Source organism: Treponema berlinense (assembly GCF_900167025.1).
Classification (GTDB): domain Bacteria; phylum Spirochaetota; class Spirochaetia; order Treponematales; family Treponemataceae; genus Treponema_D; species Treponema_D berlinense.
In genome coordinates this window covers 130,808-155,237 of the sequence record NZ_FUXC01000004.1, presented here as the reverse complement: position 1 = coordinate 155,237, position 24,430 = coordinate 130,808, and the positions used below count along the sequence as shown (strand labels likewise).

General features: G+C 41.3%; 18 protein-coding genes. 15 read left to right on the top strand and 3 right to left on the bottom strand.

What is annotated here, in order from left to right:
* Window positions 1-51 precede the first annotated feature (51 nt).
* The gene (locus B5D47_RS05055; protein ID WP_078930750.1) at window positions 52-1,005 is read left to right on the top strand and encodes an ACP S-malonyltransferase; all 954 of its coding nucleotides are present in this window, start codon (window positions 52-54) and stop codon (window positions 1,003-1,005) included.
* 17 nt (window positions 1,006-1,022) lie between these two features.
* Window positions 1,023-1,766 carry a 3-oxoacyl-[acyl-carrier-protein] reductase gene (gene fabG / locus B5D47_RS05050; RefSeq protein ID WP_078930748.1) on the top strand — a complete coding sequence of 248 codons (744 nt, stop codon included), beginning with the start codon at window positions 1,023-1,025 and terminating at the stop codon, window positions 1,764-1,766.
* Between the two features lie 71 nt (window positions 1,767-1,837).
* Here the strand turns inward: fabG and B5D47_RS05045 are convergent, their stop codons facing one another.
* A complete protein-coding gene (locus tag B5D47_RS05045; protein WP_078930746.1) occupies window positions 1,838-2,683 on the bottom strand; it encodes a polysaccharide lyase family 7 protein in 846 nt (281 codons plus the stop codon).
* Window positions 2,684-3,008: 325 nt separating this feature from the next.
* On the opposite strand from B5D47_RS05045, the gene fabF reads away from it, so the two are divergent.
* The 6 genes from fabF to B5D47_RS05015 all read left to right on the top strand — a co-directional run bounded on the left by fabF (window position 3,009) and on the right by B5D47_RS05015 (window position 12,755).
* Entirely contained in the window at window positions 3,009-4,253 is a 1,245-nt protein-coding gene (gene fabF / locus B5D47_RS05040) for a beta-ketoacyl-ACP synthase II (protein ID WP_078930745.1), read from the top strand.
* Window positions 4,254-4,623: 370 nt separating this feature from the next.
* Window positions 4,624-5,052 (top strand): 3-hydroxyacyl-ACP dehydratase FabZ, encoded by a 429-nt coding sequence (fabZ, locus tag B5D47_RS05035; RefSeq protein WP_078930743.1) that lies wholly within the window; start codon window positions 4,624-4,626, stop codon window positions 5,050-5,052.
* A 500-nt stretch (window positions 5,053-5,552) separates the two neighbouring features.
* Entirely contained in the window at window positions 5,553-5,876 is a 324-nt protein-coding gene (locus B5D47_RS05030) for a hypothetical protein (protein WP_078930741.1), read from the top strand.
* 212 nt (window positions 5,877-6,088) lie between these two features.
* Window positions 6,089-11,077 (top strand): hypothetical protein, encoded by a 4,989-nt coding sequence (locus B5D47_RS05025; protein WP_078930740.1) that lies wholly within the window; start codon window positions 6,089-6,091, stop codon window positions 11,075-11,077.
* Between the two features lie 215 nt (window positions 11,078-11,292).
* Window positions 11,293-11,679: a PilZ domain-containing protein gene (locus tag B5D47_RS05020; RefSeq protein ID WP_078930738.1), complete on the top strand. Its 387-nt coding sequence runs from the start codon at window positions 11,293-11,295 to the stop codon at window positions 11,677-11,679.
* A complete protein-coding gene (locus B5D47_RS05015; RefSeq protein ID WP_078930737.1) occupies window positions 11,664-12,755 on the top strand; it encodes an SAM-dependent methyltransferase in 1,092 nt (363 codons plus the stop codon). The genes B5D47_RS05020 and B5D47_RS05015 overlap by 16 nt, the downstream gene beginning before the upstream one ends.
* Window positions 12,756-12,805: 50 nt before the next feature.
* Here B5D47_RS05015 and metA read toward each other — a convergent pair whose 3' ends face one another.
* Window positions 12,806-13,720 (bottom strand): homoserine O-acetyltransferase MetA, encoded by a 915-nt coding sequence (gene metA / locus B5D47_RS05010; RefSeq protein WP_078930735.1) that lies wholly within the window; start codon window positions 13,718-13,720, stop codon window positions 12,806-12,808.
* 51 nt (window positions 13,721-13,771) lie between these two features.
* On the opposite strand from metA, the gene B5D47_RS05005 reads away from it, so the two are divergent.
* Window positions 13,772-14,728, top strand: a complete 957-nt coding sequence (locus tag B5D47_RS05005; RefSeq protein ID WP_159443493.1) for an alpha/beta hydrolase fold domain-containing protein — start codon at window positions 13,772-13,774, stop codon at window positions 14,726-14,728.
* A 5-nt stretch (window positions 14,729-14,733) separates the two neighbouring features.
* Window positions 14,734-16,290, top strand: a complete 1,557-nt coding sequence (locus tag B5D47_RS05000) for a peptidase U32 family protein (protein WP_078930733.1) — start codon at window positions 14,734-14,736, stop codon at window positions 16,288-16,290.
* Window positions 16,291-16,361: 71 nt separating this feature from the next.
* Here the strand turns inward: B5D47_RS05000 and B5D47_RS04995 are convergent, their stop codons facing one another.
* On the bottom strand, window positions 16,362-18,200 hold the full coding sequence (locus B5D47_RS04995) for a RelA/SpoT family protein (protein ID WP_078930732.1): 1,839 nt from the start codon (window positions 18,198-18,200) through the stop codon (window positions 16,362-16,364).
* Between the two features lie 297 nt (window positions 18,201-18,497).
* Here B5D47_RS04995 and B5D47_RS11775 point away from each other — a divergent pair, with 297 nt between their 5' ends.
* From B5D47_RS11775 to B5D47_RS04975, 5 genes are all read left to right on the top strand, one after another.
* A complete protein-coding gene (locus B5D47_RS11775; protein WP_268811065.1) occupies window positions 18,498-18,620 on the top strand; it encodes a hypothetical protein in 123 nt (40 codons plus the stop codon).
* On the top strand, window positions 18,601-19,917 hold the full coding sequence (locus tag B5D47_RS04990) for a TolC family protein (RefSeq protein ID WP_159443492.1): 1,317 nt from the start codon (window positions 18,601-18,603) through the stop codon (window positions 19,915-19,917). The genes B5D47_RS11775 and B5D47_RS04990 overlap by 20 nt, the downstream gene beginning before the upstream one ends.
* Window positions 19,914-20,867 carry an efflux RND transporter periplasmic adaptor subunit gene (locus B5D47_RS04985; protein WP_078930730.1) on the top strand — a complete coding sequence of 318 codons (954 nt, stop codon included), beginning with the start codon at window positions 19,914-19,916 and terminating at the stop codon, window positions 20,865-20,867. Before B5D47_RS04990 ends, B5D47_RS04985 begins: the two co-directional genes overlap by 4 nt.
* A 27-nt stretch (window positions 20,868-20,894) precedes the next feature.
* Complete coding sequence (locus B5D47_RS04980) at window positions 20,895-24,005, top strand: efflux RND transporter permease subunit (RefSeq protein ID WP_078930729.1); 3,111 nt, start codon at window positions 20,895-20,897, stop codon at window positions 24,003-24,005.
* Between the two features lie 126 nt (window positions 24,006-24,131).
* On the top strand, window positions 24,132-24,416 hold the full coding sequence (locus B5D47_RS04975) for a PG0541 family transporter-associated protein (protein ID WP_078930727.1): 285 nt from the start codon (window positions 24,132-24,134) through the stop codon (window positions 24,414-24,416).
* Window positions 24,417-24,430: the final 14 nt, after the last annotated feature.

The window sequence follows — 24,430 nt, the reverse complement described above, 5'->3', positions numbered from 1 at the left end:
TTTGTTGATTTTTGTCAAACTCGATTTTTTTATTTTTATAAGGAGAAAACTATGGCAAAGAAATATGCATTTTTGTTTCCTGGACAGGGTGCTCAGGCACAGGGAATGATTAAGGACATTTGTGAAGCATATCCGGAAGCACAAAAGGTTGTTGACGAAGCTTCTAAAATTGCTGGAAAAGATGTTGCAAAACTTTTGTGGGATACTCCTCAGGAAGAACTCAACCGCTCGGATAACAGTCAGCTTGCGATTACTACTGCAAGTATTGCGATAATGGCCGCTCTTAAAACAAAGGGAATTGAACCTTCTGCTGCGATGGGATTTTCGCTCGGAGAATTTCCTGCTCTTTATGCTGCCGGAATTTTGTCTTTTGAAGATGTTATCAAAATTGTATGTCAGCGTGGTTCGATAATGCAGACTGTTTGCGAACAGATTGCTGAGGAAAATGCCGGAAATGCGCCTGGAATGAGCGCTGTTCTTGGTTTGCCGCCAGAAAAAGTTGAAGAAATCGCTGCCGGAATCGATGGCGCTTATGCCGCAAACTTGAATTCTGTAAAACAGACTGTAGTTGCAGGAACTGCCGATGGTCTTGCTAAGGTAGAAGAAGCGGCGAAGGCTTGCGGGGCACGTCGTGTTGTACGCCTTGCTGTTGCTGGTCCTTTCCACTCGCCGCTTATGCAGAGAGCCGCTGATAATTTTAAGGTGGCGCTTGAACCTTTTACATTTACAGATCCAAAAATTACGCTCTTTTCTAATGTGACAGGAAAAAAAGTTACAGAAGGCGCGCATGCAAAGGCAAGTGCGGTAGATCATCTTACTAATCCGGTTCGCTGGACTGACGAAGAAAAAGTTCTTGCTGATTTGATTAAGGAAGATGGAAGTGAGTGGGCTGTTCTTGAAGTTGGTCCTGGAAAAGTTTTGTCTGGTCTTTGGGGACAGACTGAATTTGGTGCGACTTTGCCTGCTGTTGCTGTAAATACTGCTGAAGTTTTGGCATCGCTTTAATAAATTTGGGAGGAAGTATGTTGCTTCAGAATAAAAAGGCTCTTGTTACTGGTTCTAGCCGTGGAATTGGCCGTGGTATTGTTGAATCTTTTATTAAAAACGGTTGTGAAGTTTGGGGACTTTGTTCTAAAGAAAGTGCCGGAAAAGCAGAACTTGAAGCTCTTGCAAAAGAAAACGGTGTGGCTTTTCACGAGATTTATGCCGATGTAGGCAATGCAGAACAGGTGACAGAAGTTGTAAAAGCCGCTCTTGCAGAAGCTGGCGGTTTTGATGTTCTTGTAAACAATGCAGGAATTACGCGCGATGGTCTTTCGTTCAGAATGAAAAAAACTGATTGGGACGATGTTTTGAGAATCAACCTTACGGCTGCTTTCTTGATTTGTCAGATTGTTTCTAACGATATGATCAGAAAACGTTCTGGTTCAATTATCAATATGTCTTCGATTGTCGGAGTTCACGGAAACGGCGGTCAGGTTAACTACGCTGCTTCTAAAGGCGGTCTTATTGCTTATTCTAAATCGCTGGCTGCAGAAGTTGGTGGCCGCGGTGTTCGCGTAAACTGCATTGCTCCTGGTTTTATCGAAACTGATATGACCAATGTTCTTAAAGAGGAATTGAAACAGGCTATGATTGAAAAAATTCCTCTCAAACGTCCTGGAACTCCGGAAGATGTTGCAAATACCGCTCTTTACCTTGCGAGCGGCTTGAGTTCTTATGTGACAGCACAAGTTATTGGTGTTGACGGTGGAATGGGTGCGTAAAATTTTACGCTGACAAAAAACTTGTTTTTGCCGTATATTTCTTGCTTTCGCGCCTTTATGGCGCGTTTTTTTTATTCTATTTTTAAGTTTTTCAGGAATATTTCTGTAAAAATTTGCGGTGAATCTTTGTTCTGATAGTATATTCCCGCTTTAAAATAATTGCGTTCGTCGGAACGGACTTTTTCTGTAAAAGTTGTGCTTCCCTTTTTCTCTCCGTCGCGGAAGATTGTGAGTTTTTTGTCTTCTGTTTGGATTTTGATTGTAGTTTCTTTTGAAGGAATCCACTTTCCAAGCTCAATTTTTATCGGATCGCCATTTATTTTGTCTACTTTGTCTGCTTCGTAATAATTTCGGATCTTTGCAACGATTTTTCCTTGTTCTACTTCGATTCGGCAGAGCGGACGGTCTGTTGCACTTCCGTTTGAATTTGGGAGTTTTCTTGCCAAAAACTGTCCGACCGTAAATTTTGCTTCTGAGACGTTGGAGCAGTTTCCGAAAAAAGTGTAGGAGAAAGAATGTGTGCCCTTAAATGCCCAGTTCGTTTTTTGGGCAAGTTCTACGCGGACAGAAGAGCCATTTTGAGATTTGCCCTGATCGGAGGCGTCGAGGGAAAATCTGATCCAGTCTGTATTGTTTTTGTCCGTGTATTTTGAAAAATATTTGTTTTTGAAATCTGAGTTTTGGTCGAGAACTGAGGTTATCATGCCGCCGTCTTTGGTTCCTGACGGATACTGGAGGTTAAAAACTATGTTTCCAAAGCTGTCGGGTGGAAGGAGTGGGACAGGACTTTGCCTTTTAGCGAGTTCTTCTGGTGTTGCGTAAGGCATGAAGTAAGGTGAGCTTTCGCCGTTGCTTGAAGCACAGCCTGCAAGAACTGCGGCTAATGCGGTTGTTCTTAAAAATAATTTCGCGTTCATTTTTTTATTATATAGCCTTTATTTTGAATTGTTTACTTATTATCTGATAATTCTGCAATTAAAAAAAAACACTTGCTTAAAATGACAAAAACTGCTATTTTGTCATAGTAAATTAAAAGAAATGTGGAATCAGCTTGAAATTTTTGCTGGTTTATTATTTTAAACAGTTTTGCGTGGCAAACTGGATTTTTCTATAGGAGGCATGATAAAAATTACATCCGTGTAATTTTTATCATTACAGTTTGCTCAAGCGTTGCTTTCACAAACTGTGATTCTCGCCATCCGTGGCTCGCCGCTAACGCGGTGTTTTATTAAGGAGAAAAAGATGAGAAAAGTTGTTGTTACAGGACTTGGTTGTGTAAGTCCAGTCGGAAATTCTGCTGACGAAACTTGGGCTGCCCTCAAGGCAGGAAAAAGCGGTGTTGCTCCAATCGCCGGATATGATGCAACTCCTTTTAAAGTAAAATACGACGCTGAAGTAAAAAATTTTAAAGCCAGCGATTATATGGATGCAAAAGAAGCCCGCAAAATGGCACGCTTTACACAGTTGGCTGTTGCTGCAAGTAAAATGGCTCTTGAAGATTCAAAACTTACTGGAAACGAAGCTGTGCTCGACAAGGCTGGTGTTTATCTTGGTGTTGGAATCGGCGGTTTTGAAGTTACAGAAGCTGGATTCAAATCATATTTTAACTCAAACTTTACACGCACACCGCCAATGACAATTCCTCAGCTTATTCCAAACGAAGCTGCAGGAAACATTTGTATCGTAAACAATATCCACGGACCTGCTCACACTGTTTGTACAGCCTGTGCTTCTGGAACAGATGCAATTGGCTATGCTCTTGACCAGATTCGTGCAGGACGCGTTGATGTTGCTCTTGCCGGCGGTACAGAATCTGCAATCAACGGATTTACAAACTTGAGCTTTGGCGTTTTGCAGGCACTTTCTTCAAAATGGGCAGACAATCCTTCAAAAGCAAGCCGTCCGTTCGACAAAGACCGCGATGGATTTGTTATGGGCGAAGGTTCAACAATTCTTATTTTGGAAGAATATGAACACGCAAAAGCACGTGGCGCTAAAATTTATGCAGAAGTTGCAGGATACGGAGCAACAACAGACGGTTACCATCTTACAGCTCCAAACCCGAACGGAATCGAAGGAGCACGCGCAATGACACTCGCTCTCGAAGATGCTCATGTTAAACCAGAAGATGTTGTTTACTACAACGCTCACGGAACTTCAACACACTTGAACGATTCTGGCGAAACAAAAATGCTCAAAAACGCATTTGGCGATGCTGCATACAAATTGCACATTTCTTCGACAAAATCAATGACAGGACACTGTCTTGGAAACGCAGGTTCTCTTGAAGCTTTTGTCTGCGTAAAAGCAATCGAAGACAATTTTATTCCACCAACAATCAACCTTGACAATCCGGACGTAGAAGGCGGATGCGACCTTGACTACACACCAAACAAGGGGCTTGCAATCGACGTTCCAGTTGCAATGAGCGGAAACTTCGGTTTTGGCGGACACAACGGAATTTTGGTTTTCAAGAGAGTAAAATAACTAAAAAACTCTAAAAAACGCTTATTGCGGAATTTTTAGGGTTGGTTTTTACAAAAGAGGGCGTGCCGGCTTGCGCCGTCGCGCTTTTCGCGGTTCCGCTGACGCTACATTGGACGCAGCGGGCTGCTTACCAACGGCAGAGCCGCCGCTACAATCGCTCACGCGAGCAAAAAGCCTGCTAAAAATGCAGGCTCTTTTTTTAAATAGGAGGTAAGATAAAAACAGCCGAAAATGGCGTCTGTTTTTATCTTTACAAGTTTGCGTTGCAAACTTACTAATTAACTGCAATTTCTCACTTTGCTACGAAATTGCAATAAAAAGTCAATCCTAAAACTGAAGTTTTAATCTTGACTTTTTATAGGAGAAAACAATGGCATTTACAGATATTGAATCACTTTTACCGCACAGAAAACCTTTTTTGTTTGTGGATACAATCGAAAGTTATGACGAAAACGGCTGTGTATGTACACGCAAATTTACAGAAGAAGATTTTTTCTTTAAAGGACACTTTCCTGAATATCCTGTAGTTCCTGGAGTAATTCTTGTAGAAACAATGGCACAGGGCGGTGGAGCGGCATTGAGCCTTCAGAAAAAATTTGACGAAGGAAGCCTGTTCTTTCTTGCAACAGTAAACAACGTAAAATTTAAACATCAGGTACGCCCTGGCGACACCGTAAGAATGGAAGTAGTAAACAAGCGTTGCACCAAAAACATGGTAGTACAGGAAGGAAAAGCCTACGTAGGCGAAACCCTCTGCGCCCAAGCCGAGTGGATGTGTCTAGTAGGAAAAGGCAACTAGCAAAAAGAACGCAAAATAGCCTTTGAAAGAGGCGAGTGGGCACGGTTGTGCGTTAGCACAAGGTATAAACTACCGCTCGTGCGAGCCAGCCTGCTGGCTCATGTGTCTCGTAGGAAAAGGCAACTAATAATACGAGCGCAAAATAGCCTTTAAAAGAGGCGAGTGGGCATGGTTGTGCGACAGCACAAGGTATAAACGCTACCGCTCGTGCGAGCCAGCTTGCTGGCTCATGTGTTTGGTTGGAAAAGGCAACTAGCAAAAAGAACGCAAAATAGTGTTCAAAAGAGGCGAGTGGGCACGATTGTGCGTTAGCACAAGGTATAAAAACTACCGCTCGTGCGAGGTATGCTTGCGTTAGCGGCGGGAAGGGCGCGCTTTGCGCGTTGCGTAAGCAATGCAGGCGGAAAGCCGGAACCCTGGACAGAGCGGCCTGCGAATGCAGGCAACGCCCAAATTTTGCATTTTAATGAAAAAAAAATATTTCGTGATATAATTTAGTTATGTTTGATGCAGGATATATCTGTAAAAAAATTTATAAAGCTGTTTATCTCGTTAGACTGATTGGAAAATCTCTAGACCCTGTGGCATATATTCATATTAAGGCCGGTCGGGGAGCTTTTGTCGAAGCGAATGAACTGTATGAGCAATTTGCGAAGATTAAATGGAATACGCCGCTTTCGACTGCTGATTTGGAAATCTCGCTTGATGAAAGTCTTGCGGAAAACGTTCTGAAAATCGAATTTGTTGAAGATTTTTTTGATGATGAGACTGGACGGACAAATAAATATCCTGTTCACGAAGAAGATTCGGTTATTGTTTTTTAATTGCCGTAAAATTGAAGTTTTAGAACCCTGTTTTTTTGAGTATTGAGCGCAAAAAGGCAGGGTTATTTTTTTAAGAAAGCGATTTTCTAAACTGGTTTGTTTTTTATGCCGATTTTCTAAAAGGAATAGTTTAAATTTTTGGTTTTTCTGAAATTTTGTGGTTTGCGGATTTTGGAAAATTCCTTTTGTTTTTTTTGAACTGGGTTTGAAAAATGAATAGTGTTTTTTTTAAGAAAGATTTTTATTTGCGGTTTGCTGACGGAAAAATTTGCGGTTTTGGCAGAATTAAAATTTTTTTGAGCGTTACTGCGCTTTTGTTTTTTGCAACTTTTTTTTGTGTGGCAACGGATTATAAATGGAATAGTTCTTCGAGCGGAAGATGGGGCGATGCAGGAAACTGGAGTATTATTGATGAAAACGGAAATGAAAACCCTGCAAGTGATTGGCCAGAAACTGGAGATTGTGCAAAATTTGATTCAGAAGTTACGATTACTGATTCTGTAACTGCCGGAAAAATTGTGGCAGAAAGCGGTCTTGTTTTTAAATCTGATTTAACCGCTGCGGAAATTGAAATTAAAGGCGGAAATTTATCTGTTGTCGGAAATTTATCTGTTGGCGGAAATGTTCTTGTAAATTCAGATATTACGATTGAGTGCTCGTCTGTTACTTTTGGAGGAAATCTTGTAAGCCACACTAAGGATTCAAAAAAAGATGTTACGATAACTGGCAACTGCGTTTTTAAGGGGACTGTTGGTTCTGAAGTAAGTGCTCAGAATAACGAAAAAATTAAAAATTTGTCAGTAAGCGGTTCTGTTACTGCTTATGGCGATTTTTATACAAGCGGAACTTTGACTTTTGACAAAGAGGTGGTTTTGGCTGCGGACAATATTGTTTTTTCGTCAGAAAACAATATTTCGTTTAAAGGCGGCATAAAAGGAAACGCGAACGCGTCTGGAAACGGCACTGTTTATTTAACTACAGTAACGCCTTACGATATTGAAATTGGCGGTTCCGTAACAGATGTGAACAATGTGGTTTTTAACGGAAATGTGGTTTTGAACTCAAATATTTCTGCGGCAAAAGACATTGTTTTTAATTCAGATGCAGTCCTAAACTCAAGTGTTTCCGCGGAAAAAGACATTCATTTTAATGGCGGCACAACGCCGCTCGGAACAATCAGTGTTTTAGAAGATGCAACTTTTTCGAGCGCAGAGCCTGTTCAAAAAATTGTTTCGCTTGGAAATCAAAAATATTCTGGAAAAGTTACGGCTCGGACTGGGCTTGAAATTAAAGCCGGGGCTGATGGCACAAATGTTTCTAGCGTTGAATTTTCTGGTTTTGACGTTGCCGGTTCGCTTTCTGTAACTGCGGATTCTGCGAAACTTTTTTGTGCTGATTATATTTCTTCTGGTAATCAGGTTTTTAACTGTTCTGGCGGAGTTAAAATTCTTTCGGAAAAGACTGGAATTTCTGGAACCTGGCAGAGCGAAAACGGCAAAATTGAATTAAATGAAACAGTTTTGATTTTAGATTTTTCGGACGGCTCGTTGGAAAATTCTTTTGAATTAAAATCAGAACTCGAAGCTAAAGACGTTTTCTTTTATTCCGGCAAATTGAGTGTTGCAAGCGGAAAAAACCTCAAAACTGGCAATTTTGCCGCCTGGGGAAAAAAATATTCTAAAAATGACTCTCGTTTTTCTGCGGAAGAAAATTCGCGGTTTGCATATTTTTGGGACGATACAGATTCATCAATTTTTAAATATAAAGAAAGCGGAAACGGTGCGGAACTTTCTGTAAACGGCGCAATTTTTGAGGTTTCAAAAAATTTTTACGCAAATGGACTAGATATAGAAGGTCTTGAATTAAAAATCCCGGACAATTCTTCATCAAATCCGCAGTTCAATTCAAGTTCCGAGGTTACAAAAAATCAATGGGGAATTCCTTACGCTGTTGCATTCAATTCAAAAATAACAAAAACGACGGTCGAAGGCGGATGGCTTGCGGCAGGAGCGGATTCTCAAAATTGCGAAGACGGTTTGCAGAATTCAAATGTTCAGTTTTTTGTGCCAAAAATTAAAAAAGCATATTCGGTTTATGACGATGTAATTTTTGTTGAATTTGACTTGCCTATTGAAAACTCAAATAGCGAAATTTCAAAAAATATTGCCGGGCTCAAATATTCTAACGGTTCAGAAGATTTTGAAGGCGTTTATTCTGATTCGGACTGTACAAAAAAATTGACGGCTGCGGACGGAGATGTGAGCAGTTTTTACTTAAAAGGTCAAAATTCCTGGAATACGGATGCGACTGGAACTTTGACGTGTAGTCCGGCTTTAAAATCTCTGGTTGATTCGACAGACCGAAAAGGCGTCCGCAAAAATTTAACGACGGATTTGAGCTTTTTGGAAGGAATTTTTACTTCTGCTGACGGACACACAATGTGCGAAAATTACGGAGCCGGAAACAAAAATGGTTCTGTACCGGAGCGGTATACTCAGACGGAAGACCGGGCAAGTCCTGTTTTGATTGCGGTTTACACCGGACAGGAACTGCACACGAACGCAAAAGCTTCGGCTCAAAAGTCTTACGATTCGCACAATTTTATTGAATTTAGATATTCGGAAGCGGTGAACATTGCTTTTGACGACGGCACAATTTTACAGAGCGAAGGCGGAGATTCTAATATCCGCGCAACAAAAAAAATTGGCAAAACTACAGGAAGCGGAACTCAGGACGAAAATGGCAACGGACTTATCGTCAATGGTTTTGCTTCAATCGAAAACGGAAAATTGCTCGCTTTTTCAAAAGATGACACAGATTCGCCTCATGCGCTTTACCGTCTTTTTAGCACAAAAGCCGGAGAAGAAGACAGCATTCAGACTCATCGCGTTCGTCTGAGCATAGCTGGCTGGACAAACGGAACTGTAAGTTTTAGCGACAGCCTGAATCCTTCTTTTAACGGCGAATATCTTTACTGGCCGGGTTGCATTCAAAAAGCAGAAACACCAGCAGGAATTGTGTATTCTCTCGAAAATTCCGCAATAAGTGATCTTTCTGGCAACATAATTGATTCAAAAGGTACGGAAACAAACCACAAGTTGCAGGTTTTGACGGTAAATACCTATTCGTCAGACGGAGAAAAAGACGTTTCTAAAACTGACTCTCTTTACGGCGAATGGGACGTTCTTTGTCCTGTTGTTGCTCCTGTAATAAAGTCCGAAACTTCATGGAACAGCTGGGCTTCGGAAGAAGATGCTGATGATTCGTACGAAATTTCGGGAACTTCAAATACGCCTTCGGACACGACCTTAAAATTTATCGAGATGCATTTTTTCGACAACGACAAAACTCAGGCTCAAAAATGGAATTCCTGGTGGCGGACAAGAAAAGGCTGGAACGAAGACGGAAAATTGCCTGAAAATCGTGGCGGTGCGCGTCCAGACGACAGTTTTTCAAATTCAAAAACTCTCGGCGGAATAAGGCTTTGCTCTCTTAAAAATGCAAATTCAAATTTCTCTTACAAAATAAAAAAATCCGACGATTCTGAAACCGAATCCGAAACAGGAGAATTTTCGTTTGAAAAAGAAACCGACATTTCTCCTGTCGTTTACGGAAATATTTTTAAAGAGCAGCATACAAAAACTCAAGCCGACGGACTTTACATTCGCCTTCCTTTGAGCGACAAAACCCTTGCACTCCGGACAACTTTCGAAGTTTATTATTCTCCTCAAGACAGTTACATAACGGATCTTGCCGGGAACCTCCTTTCAAGTTCATACACGCAAAAAACAAAATTCACATCGCTCGATGTAACTCCGCCTTCGATTGTCATGACGCTAGCCCCGATTGGCGAAAATAAAATTTATGCGATTTTTTCAAAGCAGCTTGCTTTTGGAAGCGAAAACAGATTCTTCAAAAATTTGAGCGAAGCGGACTTGAACGAAGCTTTGTCGCAGATTGCAAAAAGTTTTATTTTGGTAAAAAAAGGTTCTTCCGCAGGAGCTTCGGCCGAGGAAAACGCAATTACAAAAGCAGAATATGTTTCTTCTTCGGACGAATACACGGCGCTTTTGTTCACCCTCGAAAAAACAATAAATCTTTCAGACGTAGAAAACCTTTGGCTCAGAAATGTTGGCTATAATTCGCAAAAAGTTGAAGACGGAGTCGGAATTATTGTCGCAGACACAAAAATCCGCGACTTTTTAGGAAACTACATGACAAAAAATTCAGGACACGCTCTGAGCGACTTTGCAGTAAACGCGCTGGACGTTCTTTATGCCTATGCAAATCCAAAAGACGATGACGACTGGAACGAAAAAGGCATTTACGGCCAAAACACAGCTTCCGTTTCTAGCGACTACGCAGTTCACGATTTTACGGCGGAACAGGGAAACTACGGCGCGCTTGTCGAACAAAGGGACATTGCTCTCCAGATAAAAATAAACGGCGAAATGGAATCTAACAGAAGATTTTTACTCGTGCCTTCAAAAAGTTCAGCCCTTTCTTCAGAAATGATAAGCGACAAAATAAATCTTTTGCTTGGGACAGACTGGAGGGTTTGGCTTCCGACTTCTCTAAAGGCAGTTGCAACTCATCCGAATTCTTCTGTTATGAGCGAAAATTTTCCGGAAAGTGCGGACGGCGGCAACGGAATTTTGTGGAATTACACTCTCAAAAACGAAGATTACGGTTTTAAAAGCGGAGACGAAATTCAATTTTTGTTCAAATTTACAGACGCGGACGGAAACGACATTTTGCTTGACAACGACGCAGACGATTTTACAGGCGGTTCGGCAAATCCTTCCCATCCAGTTCCTCTTTATGCGCTTAAAATGCCGCTTGAAAAAATAAATGCCGGCGATTTTTCTTTTGTCGATTTGTGGTCGTTCAAGATAAAAAGCATAAAGCAGCAGCGCGGTGGAGTTACAATTCTCAACAACGTAATAAACGTAAATGCGCGGGAGCAGGCCGTTTTGGAAGTAAATGTGCCGGAAGAAGGAAATCTCAACGTTTTTGTCATGACTGTCGACGGAAACATTGTAAAACGACTCAATCACGGACGCGTAAACTCCGGAACTCATTATTACCGCTGGAACGGAACAAACAACGCCTCAAAACCGGTGGCGCGCGGACTTTATTTTGTGCGTGTTGTTGGCCCTGGAATCGACGAAACACGAAAAGTTTTGTGCGTAAAAGAATAAAACTAAAAAAAATTTGGACGGCATTGAACTGTCAAACCGGTCTTTCGCAGTTCCGCTTTCGCTCCATTAAAAAAGCGAATTATTTTCATAATCCGCTTTTTTAACGCTTTGCGCTGCTACAACCCGGCGTAAGTTTTTCGTAAAAAGAACATTTTTGTTTTATAAAAAAAACATTCCTTGACCTTAATTTTTTTATTGTTCATAATCGTACGGACATGGATTTTAATTTTCGAAAAGACATCCGCTTTAATGATTTTGGGCGTGCCGAATGTACGGAGATTTCTCCTGTTGCAGGTGCTCTCGAAGACATCAGTTTGAGTGGCTGTAAAGTTCATTATGACGCACCTGTTTCAATCAATATGGAAAATGATTACGAAATTCATTTTCGTCTTTCTCGCGCTGGTAAAGATGCCCTGGTTTTAATGTGCCATCCTCAGTGGTTTAATCAAAAAGACGACGGCTCTTCGGAAGTGGGATTTCTTTTTCTTCATTCTTTGGATTCTGAAGCGTTGCAATCTTATATTTTGCAGCTTCAAAAAGAAGAAATGGTTGAAAAATTCGATGGAATAATGCCTCAAGGTGACACATGCCAGTTTGTATAACAAAATTAGAAGGAACTGCTTTTCTTGCTTTTCCTGAATGTAAAAATCTCCTTACTTCTGAACTTTCCAGACGTTTTTATTATGGAAAAATTCTTTCTGCCGCAACAATTTCGGGTTCTGCTTTTGCCAGCCAAAACTGCCAGTGGTTTGGCGATTTGCTTTATTGTCCTGATTTTTGTGTGGATTCCAGACCAGAAACTAAATCTGCAAAAAACGGAGATTTGCCGTATTGGGCGAGCGTTGCCCTGACAGAGCCGTTTTTGCTTCGTTTTGAATCAATAGGAGAAGCGTCTCGCGCTCTAAAAGAAATTCAGCGGAATTGGGCGCCTTATCAGTATCAATTTTTTAGACGCGGAGCTTTGATTCAAGAAAAACTGCCTTACATCAATTTAAAGGACAAGAATTTTTTTAAGGTTGATGAAGAAACCGGCGAAAAACATTTTTCTCTCGAAATTCCAAAGTCGCCGATGGGACTTTACACTTTAATTGACGAAAAGACGATTTTTGCAGGAGCTGTAACCTCGAGTTCAATTCCTGCCGGACTTATAAATTTTGTAGAAGACCACGAAAATCCTCCGAGCCGTGCGTATCTTAAAATTCAGGAAAGCCTGACTTTGGCGCATCATTTTTTTGGAGTTGAGCTTCCCGGAAAAAATTCAAAATGTTTTGAAGCCGGTGCCTGTCCTGGCGGCTGGACTTGGGTTTTGCGCGGTCTTGGAGCGGACGTTTTTGCTGTTGACCGGGCCGAACTTGTTCCTTCCCTTATGGAAGATTCCCACGTAAAATTTTTGGCACACGATGCGTTTACCTTAAAACCGGAAGAAGTTTGCGCAGAACTTGACTGTCAAAAACTTGATTGGGTTTTTAGCGATGTAATCTGCTATCCAGAGCGCCTTTTAGAATGGATAAATCTTTGGCTGGAAAGTGGCCGCACAAAAAATATGATTTGCACGATAAAAATGCAGGGCGAAATCGACTGGGAACTTGTAAAAAAGTTTGCCGATATTCCGAATAGCCGTGTTGTTCACCTTCATTACAATAAACACGAATTAACCTGGATGCATGTAGAAAAATAGCGGTCAGATTACTTTGTAGCAGTTTTTTAAGCGACAAAGCTTTGAGAATGTTAAATTTTTTCGAGGTCGTATGGCGTGTCCTGATAAACGTAATAGTTTAGCCAGTTGCTGAAAAACAAATGAGCCGTGCTTCTCCAGACGTTGTATGGTTTTTGTTCAGGATTGTTTTCTGGAAAATAATTTAAAGGAATTTCTATCGGAAGCCCTTTATTTCTGTCGCGCCAGTATTCTTTTGAAAGGGTTTCTGTGTCGTATTCAAGATGTCCCATCATAAAAATCGAGCGGTTGTCTGAACTTTTACACAAAGTAATTTCGTTTTCCTGATTTTCTGCCAAAACGGTCAAATCTTTTACTTTTAAGATTGAGTTTCGGCTGACAGTTGTATGTCGGCTTGTAGGAACTGGAAAAATATCATCAAATCCGCGCAGGAGAGGGTCGTTTTCTGTAACCTTATGGTTTGGAATTACGCCGAATGCTTTTTTTTCGAGCTGAACTTTTTTTATGCCGTAATTGTGATAAAGTCCTGCCTGTGCTCCCCAGCAGATGTAAAGCGTGCTGAAGACGTTCTTTTTTGCATAGTCCATGATGTCGCAAAGCTCATTCCAGTAATCGACATCTTCAAACGGCATCTGTTCGACAGGTGCGCCAGTAATTATAAGACCGTCGTACTTGTTTTTAAAAATGTCGCTCGACGGAATATAGAATTTTTCAAGATGCTCTAAACTTACATGACTTGCAGCATGATTTTCCATTCTGACAAGCGAAATGTCTATTTGAAGAGGAGTGTTTCCCAAAAGCCGCAGAAGCTGTGTTTCTGTTGTCTCTTTTGTTGGCATTAAATTGACAATCGCTATTTTTAGAGGACGAATATCCTGTGTGGCGGCCCGGTTTTCCGTCATTACAAAGATATTTTCGTTTTCCAGCACTGTGCGTGCTGGCAGATCGCTTTGAATTTTTATTGGCATAGTCGTAACTGTAGCAAAATTTTTAATATTATGCTATTGTGCTATTCTATTATGAATCTTTCCGGAAATCGCAAAGCCGCATTAAAAAAACTGAAAAACTTATTTTTCTCGTTAAAGTCCGATGTAAAATCGTTTAGAGCGAAATTTGATTCAGTTTTTACAAATTCGCTCTTGCCTAATAACGTTGAATGTTCAGAACGTTCTTATGCTGGAGTTAATTGCGACCTTTTTTTGCCGGAAATTTACATTACAAAACGGATAATTCTTTATATTCACGGCGGATGCTTTGTCGGCGGTTCAAAACAGGCTTACCGTAATTTTGCCGCTTCTCTTGCCGCTGCTGCAAGCGCCCGTGCCGTTGTTCCGGAATTTCGGCTTGCTCCGACCCACGCTTATCCTGCTTCCCTCGAAGATGTTCAAAATGTTTTTAGGACGATTTATACTGAAGAGCTTGTTGCAAATTCACTTGAATACGATAATTCAAAAAATCCCGATGATTCAAAATCAGAAATAATTATAATGGCTGACGGTTCCGGCGCTTCGATTGCGCTTGGCCTTGTTTTGAGCCTTTCTGAAAAACTTCGTTCTTCGATTGCAAAAATCGTGCTTTTTAGTCCTTGGCTTGATCTTGGGGCTGATTCTAAAAAATTTACAGAAAAAAAAGTTTGCGATGAGCTTTATACCGCAGAATCAATGTTCCGTGCCGCAGAAATGTACACTTTTCAAAATAACCGGGACATTCCTTTTGTTTCTCCGCTTCGCGCTACAAAAGAGCAGCTTCGTTCTTTTCCTCCTGTTTATATTCAAATGGGAGAAAATGAATTTTTGCTTGATGATGCTGAACGAATGGAAAGAATTCTTCTTGAAGCCGGCGGAAAATGCACTTTGGATGTCTGGAAAAATATGCCGGCAATGTTTCAGCTTGCGGATGAATATTTTGAAGAATCGCATCTTGCCGTTGAAAAAATCGGACGGCTTTTTACAGTACAAAAAATTAAGGAAGGTTAATAACGATGGAATTGGTTTGCCCTGCTGGAAATATCGAAAAATTGTCTTATGCGTATAATTACGGAGCAGACACAGCTTACATTGGACTTAAAAAATTTTCATTGCGCGTAAAAGCCGACAATTTTTACGAAGATGAATATAACCGCGTAATTGAATTAAAAAAACGCTTTCCTGGAAAAAGACTTTTTTGCGCATTGAATATTGCTTTTCACAATCAGGACATAAAGGCTTTTTTGGACAATCTTGACTATTTTAAGCAGTATCCGATTGATGCATTTATCGTGCAAGATTTGGGAATGGTCGACATTTTGCAAAAGAATTTTCCAAATGCCCATCTTCACCTTTCAACTCAAGCCAGCTGCATGAATAAAGAAGCCGTAAAAATGTACAATAGAATCGGCTTTAAAAGAGTTGTTCTCGGACGCGAAACAAGTTTGAACGAAATTCGTGAAATTAAAGACGCAAATCCTGATGTAGAGCTTGAATGTTTTGCTCACGGCGCAATGTGCATTGCGTATTCTGGGCGTTGTCTTATGAGCGCCTACCTTACAGGCCGCAGCGCACAGTCCGGTTTTTGTTCGCAGTCCTGCCGCTGGGATTTTGACGTTGGCATTAAAAATCCTGAATTCCACCTTTCTGACGGAAAAACTGTAAATCTTCTCGAAACTGTTCCTTCCCTTTCTTGCGCAGATGGAAGTCAGTCAAAATTAACTCAGGCTCAGGCAAAAGCTCTTGCTCAGAGCGGAAACCTTGTTCTTCAGGAACATAAACGTCCTGGAGAATATTTTCCTGTTTTTGAAGGCGACGACTTTACGGCAATTCTTTCTTCAAAAGACTTGTGCATGATTGACCATCTTGCTGATATGAAAAAGGCCGGAGTCGATGCAATCAAGGTTGAAGGACGGATGAAGTCGATTTATTACGTTTCGATGGTTACACGTGCTTACCGAAAAGCGCTCGATGCCCTCGAAGGAAAAATTTCTGCCGAAGAAGCGGCTCCTTTTATTTCAAGTTTAAAAGAAGTTCCTCACCGCGAAAGTACAACTGGTTTTTATTACAGCCGTGCCCATGCTGACGAAACTACAGTTGGAGCAAGCGACAGTCCTTACGATATGGCTGGTTCTGTTATTGAAGAAATTACCGGAAGCGACCTGGAAAAAGTCTTTAAAAATGGCGAAGAGCTCGAAAAAGCACGACAGAAAGAACTCGAAGAAATGGATCCGCGCATGCGCTCCGCTGTAGAAAAGGATCTTGAAGAGCATCCGGAAAAAGTTGTTCACTCTGTTAAAAAAATTGACGGATACAGGCTTTATCTTTATGAATCGCTCAACAAAACGGACAAAGGAACTGATCTGGAACTTGTAAGCCCGGATATTCTGTCAGAAAAACTTTGCGGAAACGACTACATTTTTGTAAATCCAAAAAACGGCACAATCCTCGACTGGGTAAATCCAGACCACGACTGTGCAATTTACACAAAAGCAGAAATTCCCGCTGGAACAATAATCCGCACAAAAAATCCTGATTTTGTCGAAGGTCAGGTTCGTTATACAGGACGCTAAAAAACTTTGTAAAAAACAAAGCCCTGCCAGAGCATTGTTAAAAACTCTAGGCAGGGTATTTTTTTGCAGATTTACACTTTTTTTTGAGGCAGTTCCCTTACGGCCCACGAAACATCGACCATTCTGTGCTCGATATTTTCGATTCGCTGGAAGGTAAGACAGTCTGCCCTGTGGACCATGATTCCGTTTCGGGTGCTTGAGTATCCTACGATTACATCGCCCGGTCTTGGACGGCAGCAGCCTGCAAGTTTATAGAATACATTTTTCATTCCTTCGACTTTTACTTCGCCAGTGTAACGCTCATCAATCTTCTTTTCTGCAAGTTCCGGATTTACGGAACGTTTTCGCTTTTTTTCTTCCTGAATTGCGCGCGCTCTTCCGTTGTTTGCCGCTAAATCCGCCGCCCTCTGGGCTTCTGCAGCCTTGTCCACAAAAGTAGGATCGTTTGCAACAAGCCAGCTGTGGATTCTGGAGCGGGCTTTTGACGTGTGCACAGATTTTAGCTGATTTTCTGTCGGATGAGCCTGCGGATTTGTTATAATTTCGATAATCTGTGTGTTTTTGAGCGGCTGTGTGAGAGGAATGATTTTTCCATCTGCCTTTGCGCCTACGATTTTTTCGCCAACTTTTGAATGTACGCTGTATGCAAAGTCAATTGCATTGCTTCCGGCAGGAAGATGAATGACGTCGCCTTTTGGAGTGAATACGAAAATTTCGTCAGAAAGGAGTTCTCCTTTTAATTCGGCAAAAAAACTTTCGTCCGAGAGTTTTTCGTTTTTGAGAGACTGCAATTGGTTGAAAATTCCGAGATTGCTTACATCAACTTTGTCGTGATTTGTGCCTTTTTTGTAAAGCCAGTGGCTCGCAACACCGTGCTCCGCCTGTTCGTGCATTTCTTGTGTGCGGATTTGGATTTCGAGAGGCCGGCCTTCGCACATGACGGTTGTATGGAGCGACCGATAGCCGTTTGCCTTTGGCATGGCAATGTAATCCTTAAAACGGCCTTCCATAGGTTTCCACAGTCCGTGGACAATTCCAATCAAGGTGTAACATTCTGCATTTGTCTGGCAGATTACACGCAGTGCGAGAAGGTCGTAGAGCTGGGCTGCAGGAACGTTGCGTTTTTGCATTTTTTTGTAGATTGAATAAAAATGCTTTGCCCGGCTCGAAACTGTCACTTTTATTCCTGCCTTTTCCGAAGCCTTGTAGATGGCTTGAACTGCCTTGTCGAGGTAAGAGGCTCGTTCTCCCTGTTTTTGGTTTACAATCGCCTTAATTTGCTGAAAAACGTCCGGGTTTGAATATTTTAGGCTTAAATCTTCAAGCTCGTTTTTCATAGTTTGCATACCAAGACGGTCTGCAAGCGGAGCCCAAATGTCGATCACTTCAGCGGCAACAAGACGCTGTTTTTTTTCTTCGATTGATTTTAGGTGGCGCATCCGGTCAAGGCGGTCGGCGAGTTTTACGAGAATTACGCGAACGTCGTCAATCATTGCGAAGAGCATTTTTCGGATATTGTCCGCTTGCTGGATTGAGCTTGCATTGATTTTCATGCCGGTGATTCTTGAAGTGTCATAAACAATTCGTTCGATGACTGGTCCGAATTTGTCTTCGACCTCTTTTGTTGTTATGTCTGGAATTTCAAAAATTGAATGCAAAAGACCGCAGACAATACATTCTCCGTCCATTTTTGATTCCGCCAGAATTGAAGCGACGCGCATTGGATGCAGATGATATGGTTTTCCACAGGAACGCGTTAAGGCAGATGTTTTTTCGCAGAGAAAGTTCCATGCTTGTGTAAACAAGTCTTTTTCCTGCTGAGTATAATTTTCTCCAAATGTGGCAAAAAACTGTTTTAACAGAATTTCTTTGTCAAATTCCGTGCTGTTTGTAATGATGTCGAATGCCATAAAACATCTCCCATCAGATTTTTATGTATCTGAATACAGGCAAATTTGTTTAGATAATACCACAATTTGCAGTCATTATAAAGTTATTACAAACTGTTAAAAAAAATAAGTGTTTTCTTATTTTTGATTTTGCATTTTCTAATGAAAAAACTGGAAATAAAAGATTATAATAGAAGAATAAAAAGAATTTATAGGTAAAAAACAGACAAGGGATTTGTGCGTGCAAGCACGCTGCGAGATTTTGCTGGCGCAAAACAAATAGACAAGGGATTGAAGTACCGCCGGAGGCGTTCCGGAGTGCAACGCAGGAATGGAGCGCAGGGGCGCGGAAGTACGGAAAGCCCGGTTTTTGCGAAAGCAAAAATGGCCCCAAAAAAATATAAAACAGGAATGGCTTTTGATGAAAAAGACGGTTTTTAAGACAGTTATTTTTGTCGGAATATTGCTTGTGGCAAATGTTTATGCGGCGGAAAATGCTAAAAAATACGCTCTTTCGGTGGAAGATGCGGTTAAAATTGCAAAAGAAAACAATGTTTCGATAAAAAGGCAGAAAATTACTCTCGATGCGGCTTTGCGCGCAAAAAAGGACAGCTGGAATTCTGTGAGTCCGAGCGTGGTTGTTGGCGCAAGTTCGACCGTTCCTGTTGATTTTTTGACGGGAGGCGACCAGTCTTCTGACTTTGATGCGAGTTTTGGCGTTAATGCGGGCGTTTCTGTTTCGCTTTCGGCAAATCTTTTTACTTCGATAAAGAGCGCTCAGCTTGGTTTTGAACAGAGCAAAATCAGTTTTGACGAGGCTGTCAGGCAGATTGAGCTTTCTGTCCGCCAGTCTTATTACGGACTTTTGTACGAAAAGGAAAATATTGGACTTCAGGAAGAAAATTTAAGAATTGCAAAGCAGCAGTACGAAAGCAATCTTCAAAAATACAATGCCGGCAGGTTGAGCGAAGTTGACGCTTTGAGCGCGGAAGTAAACTATAAGTCGAAGATTCCGACGGTTGAAAATGCTTACACGACTTATATCAACGACCTTGATAATTTTAAGCAGGTTTTGGGGCTTGCGATTGCTGACGAAATTGAATTTACAGGTTCTCTGGACGATTATCTTTATTTGGGCGAAATTAAGGTTGAAGAAAAAAATGTGACTTCGGCGACCATTCAAACCCTCGAATCTCAGCTCGAAAGCGCAAAGGTTTCTGTAATGGACAAGCGTTTTTCGGCTTTTGCGCCGTCTTTGAATGCAAAATTGTCCTGGCAAGATTCTTCCTGGTATGTTGGAAAAGACGATGCGTCTGATCCTAAAAAAACGGCTTCGGTTAGTTTGAGCGCGTCAATTCCTTTGGACGGAGTTTTGCCGTGGTCGCAAAAAAACAATGCAATCGACAGTGCAAAGGATAAGGTTTATGATCTTGAGCTTCAGATTGATAACGAGAGAAAAACTTTTGTTCGGACGATAAATTCAAGCCTGCGTTCAATAAAGCAGAGCCAGGAAGCAATAAAATACAAGCAGGCGAATGTTGAGCTTGCCGAAAAAAATTATTCTATGACGAGCGAAGCGTACAATCGCGGAACAAAGGATTTGCTTTCCCTGCAGAATTCAAATAATACGCTTTTACAGGCAAAGGTTTCTCTTAACAGCGAGATTTTGACCCTTGCAAAAACTATAATCAAATTAGAAAGCACAATCGGTGCTGATTTTGGGAGCTTGACAAAATGAAAATACGAAAATCGTTTATTGTTGCCGCTGTTGCGCTTATTGCAGTTGTTTTGACGGCAGTTTATGCAAAAACAATCGGAAAATCTTCTGGAAAACCAGCTGGTGTTGGAGGAAGAGGTGGACGCGGCGGAAACAGTGCCGTTGTTTCTGTCCGGACAATGACGGCAGAAATTACAACTCTCCACGGTTATGTAAACACGAATGGAGAAGTTGAAAGTCAAAATTCTGTTTCGGTTTATCCAGATATGGGCGGAAAAGTAATTTCGACTTCTGTCATGCTTGGTTCCAGCGTAAAGAAGAACGACATAATCGCCTATGTTGATCCGAGCGAGCCGGGAACAAATTACCGTTCAAGTCCAGTTTACGCACCGATTTCTGGAAGCGTGATTTCGACTCCGCTAAAAAACGGCAAAAAAGTTACTACGAGCACGGCGATTGCGATAATCGGCGACATCAATAATCTTCAGGTTACGGCAAATGTGCCGGAGCGTTATGTTGCGGTTTTAAAAAAGGGGCTGAAGGCAGAAGTTTCTGTCGAAGCGTATCCTGGCGTGATTTTTGAGGCAACGGTGAGCAGAGTTTCGCCTGTTGTCGATGCGACAACCCGCACAAAAGAAGTTATTTTGACTTTTGACCGCCACGACGAACGCATAAATGCCGGAATGTTTGCAAAGGTTAAGCTTTACACGGAAGATTACTCGGGTGCTGTCGTAATGCCGTCGGATGCGCTTGTTCAGAACGGAGATGATTTTTTTGCATATATCGTAAATTCTTCTGGCGACAGCGAAACTGTTTCTAAAGTAAAAGTTGAAAAAGGAAAAACCGTTGACGGATATGTTCAGATTTTAAGCGGTGTAAAAGCAGGCGATAAAGTTGTTATACAGGGAATGACGAGTTTGGGTGACGGTTCCAAAATACTGGATATTTCCAGCCCGAAAAAAAAGAACTGATGACTGTGCAAAAAAAGTGAGGAACTTATGTCTATTTCAAAAAAAACTCTTGAGCATCCTGTTTTAACGTTAATCGTTTTTGCTCTGCTTGGAACAATCGGAATTTTTACTCTTAAAAATGTTGCTGTAAGTTTGATGCCGGATGTTGATTCTCCTTACATAAATGTTCGTACAACTTATAAAAATGCAGGCCCGGAATCTGTAGAAAAAACGGTTACGAAAGTTTTGGAAGGGCAGCTGGTTTCTTTGAGCGGATTAAAATCTCTTACTTCCACATCTTCCGAAGGTTCTTCTTCAATCAGCCTTGAATTTAACTATGGAACGGACTTGGAAAGCGTTACGAACGACATTCGCGACAAAATTAGCCGCGTAACGCGAAGTCTTCCGGACAATGCAAGTTCTCCTTCGATTTTTAAAATGAATGCGGATTCTATGCCGATTATGAGAATTGCAGTTCGTGGAAACCGTTCAAACGACGACTTAAAAATAATCGCCGAAGACCAGATTGTAGATCTTCTTGAGCAGGTTGACGGAGTTGCAGAGGCGAGCGTTTCTGGCGGACGTGAAAAAATCCTGAGAGTTGATGTTTCTCAGAACAGGCTTTCGGCTTATGGTCTTACAATGGCAAATCTTTCGGCCGCTCTTTCTAAACAGAATCTTGAGCTTGGCGGCGGAAAAATCAACGAAGGTGAAACAGACTACACAATCAGAACTACAGGGGAATTTTCCAGCGTAGAAGAAGTTGCGGACACGATAATCACGACAAAAAATAATTATGTTGTGCGCTTAAGCGACCTTGCAAACGTTTACATGGGTTACAAAGACAAGTCGAGCGAAGTTTACATTAACGGACTTCCAGGCATTTACGTTTCTGTTACAAAGCAGTCTGGAAAAAATACCGTTACCGTTGCAAAGGCGACCCGCGAAAAAATCGCAGAAATTCAGGATATTATGCCAAGCGATGTAATCCTCGATGTAATTTCTGACGACTCAGAATCGATTAACGATACGATTGCAACTCTTTTGGATTCGGCATATTCAGGACTTATACTCGCAGTTTTGATTCTCTTTTTGTTCTTAAAATCGGGAAAATCAACCTTAATAATCGCAATCTCAATTCCTCTTTCAATTATAATCACTCTTTTAGCAATGAATTTTGCCGGAATTACCCTCAATATGATGACTTTGACCGGTTTGATTTTGGGCGTTGGAATGATTGTAGACGCATCAATCGTTATGATTGAAAATATCTATGTTTACAGAAGCCGCGGTGCAAAACCGAAAATTGCCGCTGTCTTAGGTTCGCAGGAAATGCTCATGAGCGTAACTTCTGGAAACCTTACGACAATCTGCGTATTTTTGCCATTTATCTTCTTTATAAAAGAACTTGGAATGATGGGGCAGATGTTCAAGGGAATTATTTTTACCGTCGTAATTGCGCTTGTTTCTTCGCTTTTTGTTGCAGTGTTTTTGGTTCCAGTTCTTGCAGGTGTATTTTTGCCTCTTACAAACAGGGCGGAAAAACCGATTCGATTTAAACCGCTTGCTAAATTCTACGAAATTTTAGAAATTCCAATGACATTGGTTACAAAGGCGTATAGAAAAGGTTTAAAAGCCGCTCTTGAGCACAGGGCTTTGACTGTCTTTGTCTGCATTTGCGCGCTTTTAATGTCGTTTCTTTTGATTCCAACCTTAAAAGTCAACATGATGAACAACGGAACGGACTCGAGTGTGACGCTGAATTTGACTCTTGCAAACGGAACTCCGCTCTCTGAAACCACAGCTGTTTTAAAAGATTTTGAAAAAATTGTTGAAAAAGAGATTCAGGGCTACACGACTGTAATCACTTCGATTGGAACAGGCCGGACTTCAAGCACAAACAAAGGTTCAATTCAAATCAATTTGCCGGAGGATTCCAGCAAGCAAATTGATACTTCCGATACCGTGCAGGCTAAACTCAGAAAATATTTTAATTCATATCCAGGCGCAAGATTTACTTTTAGTCAGGGATTTGGACGGCAGATGACAGGTTCTGAATTTAAAATCCGTGTGCGTTCCGACGATTTGGACAAGGCGATGAATATTGCCTCTCAAATCCGGGATGTAATGGAAAAAATTGATGATATTGGAGAAGTTTCAATAGATACAGACCGCGGACTTCCAGAAATTCAGATTGTAATCGACAGACAGCGCGCTTATTCTTTTGGAGTTGATGTGACGACTGTCGCTAAAGAAATCAATTACGCAGTAAACGGTGTTACGGCGACAACTTACCGCGAAAACGGCAAAGAGTACGATATGGTTCTTCTTTACGAGCCAAACGACAGAAAATCTACCGCAAACCTTGAACAGATTTACGTAAAAGGCACAAACGGCATGGTAAGTGTTGCAAATTTTGCGGAAGTAAAAAAAGGTCTTGGTCCTGTCACAATCCGCCGCGAAAATCAGACACGGCGTGTTACTGTGACGGCCGACAAGAAGACAGACCGAAATTCGACAGAAATTGTTCAGGAAATAAAAGATGGAATTGCAGAAAGTTTTATTATTCCAGAAGGCGTTTCTGTTGTTTACGAAGGAGCCTGGAAAGACACAAAAGATCAGGGAAGAACATATCTTTTGATAGGAATAATGGCGATTCTTCTTGTATTTGGCGTAATGGCAGGAACTTACGAAAGTTTCAAAGCGCCGATAATCAACCTGACGACAATTCCGTTCCTGATAATTGGAGTTGTATTCATATTTAAATTTGCGGGGCAGGCTTTCAGTATGACAAGCGCGGTCGGAATTATCATGCTTGTCGGAATCGTAGTAAACAATGGAATTATTTTGGTTGACTACACGAACCTGCTTATAGACCGCGGACGAAAAATGAAAGACGCGTGCCTCGAAGCCGGGGTAAGCCGCCTGCGTCCAGTATTGATGACAACCTTAACGACAATTCTCGGAATGATTCCAATGTGCTTTGCGACAGAAGGAAGTGCGGCTATGGTTCAGCCTATCGCAGTTGCCGTTGTTGGAGGACTTACGTCATCAACCTTTGTAACGCTTTTCTTTATTCCGGTTTTGTATTCACTTATAATGAAAGAAAAAAAACGCGAAAAAAGCCGGATCGAAGTAATTTTGACGGGTGAAAAATAAAACAAAATTGCTTCCTTGCAATTTTGTTTTAACGAGAAAAATTTGTTCACCAAAAGGCAAACAGATTTTTCTCTCTTTACATTATTGCGCCATCCTTGGCGCACTGTTCTTTTTATTGGGGGCATTATGATTCGTTGTGAGATTATTGCTAATCAGTCGGTTCAGGAAGAAATAACGGTTTTGCTGGAAGAAAAAGTTCCTGATATACAATATACAATCGTGCCTCTTGTGACCGGGCGCGGAAAAAATAGTTATAAACTTGGAAATTCAACTTGGCCAGAAACAAATTTTCTTTTGATTTCGTATATTGACGACAAAGATTTATCCATGGTTAAAGCTGTTGTAAGCGCAGTAAAACAAAAATTTACTGGCGAAGGCATAGAGCTTTTTTGTGTAAAATCGTTGACATAAAATTGCTTCCTTGT

Bases quoted from the DNA above. Each gene is read 5' to 3' on its own strand.
- B5D47_RS05055 (WP_078930750.1), top strand. From the start codon at position 52: ATGGCAAAGAAATATGCATTTTTGTTTCCTGGACAGGGTGCTCAGGCA.
- fabG (WP_078930748.1), top strand. From the start codon at position 1,023: ATGTTGCTTCAGAATAAAAAGGCTCTTGTTACTGGTTCTAGCCGTGGA.
- B5D47_RS05045 (WP_078930746.1), bottom strand. From the start codon at position 2,683: ATGAACGCGAAATTATTTTTAAGAACAACCGCATTAGCCGCAGTTCTT.
- fabF (WP_078930745.1), top strand. From the start codon at position 3,009: ATGAGAAAAGTTGTTGTTACAGGACTTGGTTGTGTAAGTCCAGTCGGA.
- fabZ (WP_078930743.1), top strand. From the start codon at position 4,624: ATGGCATTTACAGATATTGAATCACTTTTACCGCACAGAAAACCTTTT.
- B5D47_RS05030 (WP_078930741.1), top strand. From the start codon at position 5,553: ATGTTTGATGCAGGATATATCTGTAAAAAAATTTATAAAGCTGTTTAT.
- B5D47_RS05025 (WP_078930740.1), top strand. From the start codon at position 6,089: ATGAATAGTGTTTTTTTTAAGAAAGATTTTTATTTGCGGTTTGCTGAC.
- B5D47_RS05020 (WP_078930738.1), top strand. From the start codon at position 11,293: ATGGATTTTAATTTTCGAAAAGACATCCGCTTTAATGATTTTGGGCGT.
- B5D47_RS05015 (WP_078930737.1), top strand. From the start codon at position 11,664: ATGCCAGTTTGTATAACAAAATTAGAAGGAACTGCTTTTCTTGCTTTT.
- metA (WP_078930735.1), bottom strand. From the start codon at position 13,720: ATGCCAATAAAAATTCAAAGCGATCTGCCAGCACGCACAGTGCTGGAA.
- B5D47_RS05005 (WP_159443493.1), top strand. From the start codon at position 13,772: ATGAATCTTTCCGGAAATCGCAAAGCCGCATTAAAAAAACTGAAAAAC.
- B5D47_RS05000 (WP_078930733.1), top strand. From the start codon at position 14,734: ATGGAATTGGTTTGCCCTGCTGGAAATATCGAAAAATTGTCTTATGCG.
- B5D47_RS04995 (WP_078930732.1), bottom strand. From the start codon at position 18,200: ATGGCATTCGACATCATTACAAACAGCACGGAATTTGACAAAGAAATT.
- B5D47_RS04990 (WP_159443492.1), top strand. From the start codon at position 18,601: ATGAAAAAGACGGTTTTTAAGACAGTTATTTTTGTCGGAATATTGCTT.
- B5D47_RS04985 (WP_078930730.1), top strand. From the start codon at position 19,914: ATGAAAATACGAAAATCGTTTATTGTTGCCGCTGTTGCGCTTATTGCA.
- B5D47_RS04980 (WP_078930729.1), top strand. From the start codon at position 20,895: ATGTCTATTTCAAAAAAAACTCTTGAGCATCCTGTTTTAACGTTAATC.
- B5D47_RS04975 (WP_078930727.1), top strand. From the start codon at position 24,132: ATGATTCGTTGTGAGATTATTGCTAATCAGTCGGTTCAGGAAGAAATA.